The sequence below is a fragment of the Acidovorax sp. HMWF029 genome (assembly GCF_003060895.1).
In the GTDB taxonomy this organism is placed as follows: domain Bacteria; phylum Pseudomonadota; class Gammaproteobacteria; order Burkholderiales; family Burkholderiaceae_C; genus Acidovorax.
On record NZ_QAIH01000179.1, the window covers coordinates 2,379 to 10,855 of the forward strand.

5 protein-coding genes are annotated in these 8,477 nt (G+C 61.9%); all 5 read right to left on the bottom strand.

What is annotated here, in order from left to right; all coding sequences use genetic code 11:
- Window positions 1–91: 91 nt before the first annotated feature.
- The gene (locus DBR12_RS12400; protein WP_108617525.1) at window positions 92–5,407 is read right to left on the bottom strand and encodes a hypothetical protein; all 5,316 of its coding nucleotides are present in this window, start codon (window positions 5,405–5,407) and stop codon (window positions 92–94) included.
- Window positions 5,408–5,597: 190 nt separating this feature from the next.
- On the bottom strand, window positions 5,598–6,488 hold the full coding sequence (locus DBR12_RS12405) for an alpha/beta fold hydrolase (protein ID WP_108617529.1): 891 nt from the start codon (window positions 6,486–6,488) through the stop codon (window positions 5,598–5,600).
- A gap of 258 nt (window positions 6,489–6,746) precedes the next feature.
- A complete protein-coding gene (locus DBR12_RS12410) occupies window positions 6,747–7,610 on the bottom strand; it encodes an alpha/beta fold hydrolase (protein ID WP_233244426.1) in 864 nt (287 codons plus the stop codon).
- 121 nt (window positions 7,611–7,731) lie between these two features.
- A complete protein-coding gene (locus DBR12_RS12415; RefSeq protein WP_108617527.1) occupies window positions 7,732–8,175 on the bottom strand; it encodes a hypothetical protein in 444 nt (147 codons plus the stop codon).
- 32 nt (window positions 8,176–8,207) lie between these two features.
- Window positions 8,208–8,477, bottom strand: a 270-nt coding sequence (locus tag DBR12_RS22200; RefSeq protein ID WP_158274997.1) for a hypothetical protein, incomplete at its 5' end; no start/stop codon positions are given.

Here is an 8,477-nt window from a genome sequence, read left to right on the forward strand (position 1 = left end):
AAACCGCCATTGGCTCACTGGTGGGCGAGATACCGTCGATACCCCCGCACGATTTAACGCGGATAGTCTGATGTCTTGACAAGTGGCGGCTTCAACTCGTGACTCTAACGGTGCGGAAGACCTCGCTAAGCTGCACAGCAGCAGCGCGCCTGTCGCCCATATCCACCAGCCTGTCAAGTGCTCTCAAGAGCTTCTGCGCCATCGCCAAGGGTATGGGTTGCTGTCGCTCACTGAAGCGCTGAATCAGCCCCGAAAGCCGCCCCGGCAATTGCGTACCACGCCATCCCGCTGGGGTCCCCTCTCCGACTAGGACGTGCTCAAGGTTGTCGACGAAGTGCTGAACGGGGTAGTGCTCGAAGCTGCTTTCGCAAAGGTTCATCCAGGCGAGCGCAACGAAGGTGACAGAACCATGCACGCGCAATATCGGCTCGAAAACGGGAATCACAGTTCCAACTTTGGCCCAGTTTCGGTTCGCAAAGCGAACTGCACCACCTGCATATCTCAGATCGGCGAAGAACAGGTGCTTAACAATGTCGACGAAGTCCTGCTCTGTGTGCCCGCCTTGACCGGCGTGGGGCCAGCCCCGATAGGCAAGAACGCGCTGCGTAACAACGGAGAGCAACTCCAAAGCGATTCGAGGAATTTCTGGGCTGTCAGCCACCTGGGCAATCAAATGACCTGTGAAACACTCGCCAAGGCTCGCGAAGGCCTCGTCATTGGTGGTTATGGCAGGTAGCAAGAAACGCCGTGTGCTTTCCTCTACGGGCAGTTTCAGTGCGAGCCGGGACAGAAACTGGTATAGATGGCGGCGCCACTCGAAGTAGTCTGGCCCATAGGCGTCATCAAGGTCCCGCCGACTTCTCGCCCAGGCAGGTGCAATTCGCTTGATGGTCCACGTGGCTAAGCCCTCACACCAGTCCAGGAACAGATCCCCGTTCGCTTGGTCCGCCAACGCGAAGTCCAAGGGAATATTCTGCAGAACCTTCTCCAAGAACGAGGTGTCAACGCGCACGGAGTTGACCCGCCACTCGGCATCGACAGTGCGGCCACGGCGCCGACGAGCCTGAACGGCCTCGCCGTCAGAAATCGGCACCCAGGGCTCGGGCCAAGTGGGCAAGGGACCGGCTAAAGGCGGTCCATCTTGCAGACGTAGAAGCTCCTCGGCGACGACATCCTGAATTCGCGCGTAATGCCGTGCCTCTGCATCTCCGGGGCCATACTGCACTTCCAAGAGCGCTAACGCCGTAGCCAGCCGCATCGCTGCCCAAGCGATATCCGGATACCTAGGCCAAGCACCGAGCAATGCAGCGAATGCGGCGACAGCGATCTCCTCATAGGGATTGGCACACAGCTCCGTAAGGAAAGACTGCAAAGATTTGACGTCCTCGTCGTCTTCAGCAACTGCGAACAATGCCCCCAAACCCTTGGCTGAATAGAGCACCGGATGGTGCATGAGCTTCACGCTGCGGGTAAAAAACGGTTGAGGCACTTCCGGCGTCTGCGCCGCACGGGCACAAACTCCAACTGCCCATTCGTAGTGCGCTTCAGCCTTCTCGATCAGAAGGATTGCAGCGACTCCAGCAACGGTCGATTGCCTTAGATGTTCCAACTCCGTGAACTCATATCCGCTTGCAAAGAGGGCTTCGGAGTCGATCTCTATCGCTGCTGTTGCAGCAGCCTCGAGCGTGAGTGAATCTTTCAGATTGCCGTCATCAAAATAGGAGTGGACCCAGTTCAGAGGCGTAAGACAGCGTCCCATTTCGCTCTGCCGGGCTTCTATAGCTTGGATGTCCTCACCCGTTGCCTTGGGATTCTCGTGGGAGATAACCACTTTGGACTCATCCAGGCTTAGCTCTGCTCGATAGTTCTCCGGTTTGCCAAGCTCCGCCCATCTCTCTGCGGTTCTTGCGAGGCTTGAACTTACTTCAGCGTTATTTTTTTGCTCGGCGTAGTCGAAGGGAAGCTCGCCAGGGAAGCCTTGGATGGCTGCAGCCGCTTGTGCCCCTAGCTCTCCCCCTTTGATCACCATGAGCGTCCCAAGCGAGCGGATGTCCGCACGGCGCACCGGACGATTGTTACCGTCCCTCACCGCCAAACCGTGAGCTCTGTCTTCCGGCTTGAAGAACCCGATAAGGTTCGCTGTCTTCGACAAATCGTGCACTTGGCGCTGAATGTCCCAGTGCCAAAGCCGTTGATTCGTCGCAATTGGCAAAGATACTGCGGACGGGTGTTGTGCTTGCAGGGCGACAGCTGCTGCAACAGCGAGGGCGCCGACGGACTGGTGTCCCTCCAAGACCGCATTGAGGACATCGTCAACTGGAGCGCCGTTCTCAAGCTCACGGAACGCCCAAGCCTCGAGAGCCATCCAGCCCGAATTGACGAGAGACGATCCAAAGTATCCACGTGCACCAAAATAAAGACGGCTATCCCCCCAGAACACTTGCCTGCCCCAAGGAAATTGCATGACGATCGGGATAGGCGTTCCATCACGCTCGTGGGAGAGCCGATGCAGCTGCCTCCATGATCGAATGGAATGGTTGGCGACCTCCCGAATCAGTCTCCTACCTTGGTCCGGAGCTTGCTGGAGCAGTGAGTGGAATGGCTCCCTTGTCGGGGCTGCAGGAAGGAAGGAGGAGTGGTCGTTGATGGAGAGATGGTCCCATTCGAAGTGGCCGAAGCTGCGTGACACCAAGTAGTTTTGGCCTCGCATATTCTTCTTTACAACCACAGGGAGATGCTTTCGTACAACCGACAGAGTGAAGTCGACCAACTCCGCAGGGCAAGCACGAGAGAGAGACGACGCATGTGCAAACACGGATTGCACGGCCTGACGTGGAATCTGTTCTAGGCGACGTAAATCGCGGAGATACAGAGTGACCAAAAAACCCTGGGTGGACGAAGAGTTCAACACCAGTCTGCGTAGCGCGGATTCGAGCTCGTTCAAGCCATCCCGCCTGTCATCAATATCGTTCCAAACACCCCGATCCGTTGAGAACTCCCTTCGATGCTGTACGTGCTCAATGTGGTGCAGCCAAGCGAGGCACGTCTGCACCATCCGCTCCGACACCCAGTTTCGGTAGTGGGAGAACATGTTTTGCCAGACCTCAAACGCTGAGACCACATCTGGAATCACTCTGGTTGGGATGTCAGAAGCATGATCCAAAAGCCAGTCGCAGAAGCGAGCCCAGGCAGCGACGTCTGATGGATGTCCCAACATGTCCGCGTAGAGCATACGCTTGGCGAGGTCGAGGTCTGGAGCATCCGAGCGCTCGAGAATGGCCGTATTGGGCTTCGTCTTTTCAGCTTGGTACCAAATGACCAACTTGCGGACCCGCGAGTGGGCAATGCCGAGCATCGCTCGGTCGAAAGCGGCGGAGTACTGCGCAAACGTCTCCAGGGAAAACGGCCCGACCATCCACGCGCGCAGCCACTGGGAGCGAAGCCTCTGGTCTTCCTCCAAGGCGGCCAAGTGGTTGGCCCAGTTCTCGCCGTGGGCAAGCTCCGCCTGGGAGAGCAGTTCGACGACCCGCCCGAGCGCTGGCGGCTCCCCGACTTCGCGAATGATCTCCGGCCAGGCGCCATCCGCCCGGACTAGGTGCTGTAGGAACGCCCATTCGAAGAAGATATCGTGGGAGAACCGCACGGTATGTCCGCCTCTGACAGGTCGAACTATGCCGTCCGCCTCCAGCTCGGCGAGAGCTTGAGCATCGACATCGGCTATGGGAATGCGCCTGCCAAGTTGGTGTGCGCCTGTCTTGGCCAGTTGTACCAAGGCATTGCGCCGGTAGCCCACCCTCGTAGCGTCAGCGCCGTAGCCGCCGCGCTCCCACCACAGCGCTGCAAGGTCGACCTCAGAGGTAGCCTGCGCGTTCGACGAGTCAACCTCCTTGGCTAGCACAGCCGCGAAGAAAGGCCGACGAACAACCGCACGAACAGAATCACTGCCAAAGAGCAGCGGTCGAAGGGCTGGCTTGGCTTGTGCGAGCGCCTCTGCTTCCCCGTCGTCGAAAGAGTCAACGGTAATGGTCCGCACTCCGCTTGAGAACAGACGTGCAGGCAGCCAAGTCCGCAGCGGCTCCATTCCCGTGTCGCGCACGGTGGCCACGACGCACCATCCAGGCAGCAACGGCGAGGAGTGGACGGTGTTGAGCAGGTCCAGGACGATGCCTCGGTGTTCAACCTCCACACGGTCAATACCGTCGACGAACAGCGCTCTGCAGCCGGACGCAGCAAGCTCCACCAGCAGCTCTTCCAAATTGCCGTGTGTCATGCCCGCAGTGGCGGCGTACTGCGCCCACGTGCTCCCCCGCAGACGGTCGGACTTTAGGAAGAGGATAGTTCCAGAGCCTGCAAGTCGTTCGAACGCCGAGCGGAGAACGACCGACTTGCCCGCACCGGGCACGCCTCCAATCTGCACAAATCCAGGCGAGTTTGCAGCCTCGACCACCGCTTGAACACTGGTGTCGCGCGGCACACTCAGCCCAGAGATGCTGTTCGTGATTTCGGCAGCGGCAAGTCGACTTTCCTGCTGTATGGCTTTCAGTGTTGCTTGCGCACTCGGCGCCCCGGCAAGTCGGAATGCGCCGTTCAGCCGAGCGACGAGCGTCTTGCGGTCGTACCCTGCAGCGCGCCCCTGCGAAACGCGCACCAACGCCAGCAAACGACGCCATAGGTCATCAGCGCGGGGACGGTCAACTGGAGCCAGCGTGTTGGCAAGGCCAGCAACTGTCTGCGCCTCGGTCGGTGAACCGTCTGTCAGCAAGTCCAGGCGTATGAGGACAAAGTGACTCAGTAGTTTGTGGGTGACCGCCTCGAGCTCGCCCGGCGCCGCCTTGGACGAGAGGATGTCGCGGACTGCCTCGAACTGCGATAGCTTGCCTCCCGCGGCGCCGTCAGTCTGCAACTTACGGACGAACTGTTCCGAGGAGCTCTCTGCCCGCGCCCATTCACAAAGCGTCTCGAAGCTCCGCTTGGCTGCGTCCGATATTTCGCCGACGATAGCGCCCACCCTGTCCAACGAAACCTGAAAACCGGCGTCCGAGAGCGTTTCGTAAGCGCGCTCAATCGTCTCTCGGAAGTCAAGGTTCGTGATCGCCGCGCTGACTACCAGCTTGCGCTTGACTTGGGCACTGAAGGTAATCGAGACTTGGTCGGCGCCTTCTGCCCGAACGATGAGGTCGTCGAGCGGCTGCCCAAACGAACCTTGCTGCACCGAGACATGTCTGACGACGCGGCCCGGAAGGCCTGGCGCTGTCGCCTCGCAGAGCAGCGCTGCTGCATATACCGAAGAAACAGCATCCTCGAAGGTGAAGCCCTGGCCGCCAGTCAACTCCGGTGATGTCCCGCGTGGCGCTACTTGCGTGGTGTCTGGGGTCTGCTGACCGTTATTGCCTTGTTCTGTCGTCATTGCTAAGAAAGGTTGGAACAACACTGACCAGTGTGGCGTGACCGCCGTTAACAATGTGCAGGCATTCGAGTTGATCGCACTCCAACGACTGGCATACGCAACAGCGGTCATAGCTCCTGCCGTTTGTGAACGACTCAGACTAGCCTAAAGAGGGCATCAATCAGAGCCCCACGATGGCATCGACCATCGACTACACCGCCTCCACACGCGCCTTCAACCACCCCACCACATCCCCCGTCACCTCATCCCGATTCGTCTCATTCAAGATCTCATGCCGCGCCGCCGGGTACAGCTTGACCGTCACATCGGCCACACCGGCATCGCGATACCGCTGCCCCAGTTGCTCCAACAAGACGCCACCTGCGGCCAGCGGGTCTGCGTCGCCGGATGCGATGAGGATGGGCAGATCGCTGCGGATGCGCGCGAGTTGCGCGGGGTCCGCCAGCCTGGGCGCGGGCGCGAAGAGTGAGGGGATCACGTCGGGTGGCACGTCCCAGCCGCACCACGGGTCGGCCAAATAGGCATCGACCTCTGCAGCGTCGCGCGACAGCCATTCGTAGCCGGTGCGGTGCTCAAAGCCTGCGTTGAAGGCCGCCAGCCCCGCGGGCGCGTCGGCGGGGGCGTTGGCCATGGCGGCGGCAAGCAGGTCGAGGGCGGTGGATCCTGACAGGATGACGCCGGACCAGGTGGATGAATGATCGAGGATGGCCGCCTGCGCTGCGAACGAGCCCATGGAGTGGCCGAACAAAAACAGCGGGAGTTGCTGCGGCCCATGCTGCGCGCGCAGCAGCGCGCCGAACTGGGCCACGTCGGCAATGAGGCCGCCGAAACCAGCGCTGCCGAAGTCGCCCAGCTTGCCACCTGCCGTGCGCCCGTGGCCGCGATGGTCCACGGCGTGGACGATGAAGCCTGCGGCGTTGAGGGCCCGCGCAAAGCGGTCGTAGCGCTCGCCATGCTCGGCAAGCCCGTGGGAGATTTGAACGACACCCACAGGTTGGCCCGGGGTTTGGGCCCAGGTGTAGGTGGTGACCCGGGTGCCGTCTGCGTTGGACTGGAAGGACGAGGTGGTGGTGCTGCTCATCGTTTCATTCTGGCACGGGGTCTGGTTGGCACGCCACGATGAAATCGCCATGGGCATGACCTCCACCGCTTTCAGCAATCCAGCTCGCCAAAACGCACGCGGAAACCAGCGGCCACCCATGGCCCGCCCCTACCCGTAGGCGCCTTGCCTACCGGCAGGGGCAACGCACGCGGCCTATTTTTTGAACAAAAATGGTGCCCTCCGCCCATCTGTATTCATTGTTAGCTATCTATTTCATAGCAAACAGACTACCTACCTCTACCTACCTGATTGCACGCCCTGTGTGCACGCAGCCGCCAACCCAGCAACCGCAGGCGCACAGAGCGACGCCGCAGCGCGGGGCGCTGGAGACGCGCGGGCTGCCTGCACCGCAGCCCGAATCGCCTGCGCCACTGCCTCGGGCTTTTCCAAGGGGATGCCGTGCCCGCTGTCCACCCACATCTGGGTGGAGCCTGGATAAAGGTCGGCGATCTCGGCCCGCTTGCGGTGGGCGTCGTCCGCCAGGGCTGACGGAGATGCCCCCGTGGCGCGCAGCGCGCTCAGCACAAACACGGGCATTGCGGGGTCTACCGGCAGGCTGGCCACCAGTTGGCCGGTGGCATCCAGCGCTGCTAGCTCTTGTTTGGCCACGTCTGTGGTGCTCAGGCGGAAGGCCACTTTGAGCCAGGTGGGCCAGAGGTCTGGGTTGCCAGCGCCGCGCATCTGGTCGGGGTGGGTGGAGTCCACCAGCACCAGCGCGGCCACCTCGCTGGGGTATTGGCGCGCAAAGAGTTGCATGTACAAGCCGCCCAGCGAGTGGCCGACCAGCACGTAGGGCGGCGGCAGCTTGCGGGCCTGGAGCAGCGCACGCAGTTCTTCCACCACGTGGGCGCCGTCGCGGGGGGCCGCCGATGCCTCGCTGTGGCCGTAGCCTGCGCGGTGGTAGGCCAGCGCGGTGGTCTGTTGCACGGTGTCTGGCCAGACCTTGGACCACCAATCGAGGCGGGCCCCCAGCCCGTTCTCAAACACCACCACGGGTGCGCCCTGCCCCGCCAGGGCGTACTCCACCGTGCGCCCACCCACCGTGCTGGTCACGACGCCCGGCACCGTGGCGCAGCCCATCAGAAAGAAGGACAAGGACAAGCACAAGCCCGCCAATCGCCATCGGTTCATTGCGCCTTGCCCTTCCTGATGTGTGGAGCCGCCCCGCTTGTCAACGCAAGCCGGGGCCACGGTAAGCAGTGGCGGCACGGGCTGGCTCGCGTCAGCACCGCCCGGCCGCTTTCAGCAAGGCGTTGCATTCGGGGCTGGCATTGCGGCCACGGGCTGCGGGTGCGGGGGCTGCTGGGGCTGCTGTGGGTGCAGTTGCCGCCGGGCTACTGCTGCCTTTGCTGGCCACCATGGCGGTGCAGATGGCGTCGGAGTGCGGCGTCTGCCCAAAGCTCATGGCTTTCTGAAAACCCGTGGCGCCGTACAGGTAGCAGCGGTAGGCCACGCCGTCCAGGGTGTTGACGGTGTAGTTGATGCGGCCGCCGGTTTCCTCTGCGCGGTCGGTGATGGTGAACTGGCCCACAGACCGCCCAATGGCCTGTGCGGTGCGCTGCTCCAGGCCACGCTGGTCGAGGGTGGATGCGCAGCCGCTCAGAAGGGCCAGTGCGGCAAAGGCGGGCGCCACCGCCAAAAGCGCGGGGCGTGTAGAAGACTTCATGGGGTTCCTTGGTTTCATCGGGGTCATCGGTTTCATCGAACAAAGCAGTTGTCTGCGGAGTGGCTTGCCACGCTCGCGGCCACAGCCGAAAGCGACGGCCTGCTGCTGGGAATCTCGTCGCCCAGCAGGCACAGCTGGTGGGCGGACGGCAGGGCCCAGATGGCACCAGCGCGTGTGCCCACCACGGTGTGCAGCTCGCCCCAGCGGGCGGCCAGCGCGGGGTTGGCTTCAGACCGCGCGAAGCGCACCACCCCCAGCTTGCTGGGGCCCACCCGTTGGGAGGCGCCCGCACAGTCGTTGCC

Coding starts and splice junctions, on each gene's coding strand:
- DBR12_RS12405 (WP_108617529.1), bottom strand. CDS start 6,488: ATGAGCAGCACCACCACCTCGTCCTTCCAGTCCAACGCAGACGGCACC.
- DBR12_RS12415 (WP_108617527.1), bottom strand. CDS start 8,175: ATGAAGTCTTCTACACGCCCCGCGCTTTTGGCGGTGGCGCCCGCCTTT.
- DBR12_RS12400 (WP_108617525.1), bottom strand. CDS start 5,407: ATGACGACAGAACAAGGCAATAACGGTCAGCAGACCCCAGACACCACG.